The organism is Achromobacter sp. HZ34 (genome assembly GCF_002209485.1).
Taxonomy (GTDB): domain Bacteria; phylum Pseudomonadota; class Gammaproteobacteria; order Burkholderiales; family Burkholderiaceae_B; genus Bordetella_C.
On the sequence record NZ_NJIX01000021.1, the window covers coordinates 1 to 1163 of the forward strand.

The following is a 1163-nucleotide window of genomic DNA, read 5'->3' on the forward strand; positions in this document are numbered from 1 at the left end:
GCGCCCTTGGCATTGCCATCCACCGTCCAGGTGTGCGCATCGTTGGTGTCAACGTCCGTCTGGCTGAACTGACCCGTCGCCGTCTTGGTGGCGTCTTCGGTCACCGAGCCAGCAGTGGACCCGGTCGGCGCAGTGATGACCGGGGCGTCGTTGGTGCCCTGGATCGTTACCGTGATCGTGCTCGGCGTGCCGTCGGCCGACGTGACCGTGAACTTTTCGGTCATCGACTCGTTCGCACCCAGCGCCTGAACCGCCGGATCAGCGTTATTCAGGTTGTATGTCCACGTGCCATCGGAGGTGATCGAGAACGTGCCGTGCTGGCCCGCAGCGTTCGTCTGCGCTACGAACACCGCCTGACCCGCGTCCGGATCGACGATATCCAGCTTTCCGCTGGTCTGGAGCGTCGTGTCTTCCTTCACCGTACCGGCGTCAGCACCCACCGCGTGCGGGGTTATGACCGCAGCGTCGTCCGTGCCGTTGATCGTTACGGTGACCGACTTCGTCGCCGTACCACCGTGGCCGTCATCCACCTTGACCGTATAGGTCTCGGTGATGTGATCCTTCGTGGTCAATGCTTGCGCGGCCGTGTTGTCCAGCGTGTACGTCCACTTGCCGGTCTGGTCAACGCTGAAGGTGCCATAGGTACCCTTCGCGTTGCCATCCACCGTCCAGGTGTGAGTGTCGTTGGTATCAACATCCGTCTTGCTGAACTGACCAGTTGCGGTCTGCGTGCCGTCTTCCGTCACAGAACCAGCGGTCGAACCGGCCGGAGCGTTGATAACCGGCGCGTCGTTGGTGCCTTGGACCGTGATCGTGACCTTGCTGGTCGTCCCGTCAGCCGAAGCGACCGTGAACGTTTCCGTCTTGGAGTCGCCCAGGCCCAGCGCTTGAACCGCGGCGCTGCTGTTGTTCAGCGTGTACGACCAGGTTCCATCCGTACCCATGGTGAACGAACCGTAGGTTCCGGCGGTGCCGGTTTGAGCCACGAAGACCGCCTGGCCAGCATCCGGATCGACGATATCCAGCTTGCCGCTGGTCGTCAGGGTCGTGTCTTCCTTGACCGTACCCGCGTCAGCACCCACCGCGTGCGGGGTGATGATCGCCGCATCGTCCGTACCGTTGATCGTGACAGACACCGACTTGGTGGCCGTGCCGCCATGACC

1 protein-coding gene is annotated in these 1163 nt (G+C 62.8%); it reads right to left on the reverse strand.

The genetic code is table 11. The features are described from left to right. Positions 1 to 1163 (reverse strand): VCBS domain-containing protein (locus CEY05_RS30720; RefSeq protein ID WP_198952960.1); only part of this gene is annotated, 1163 nt, incomplete at both ends.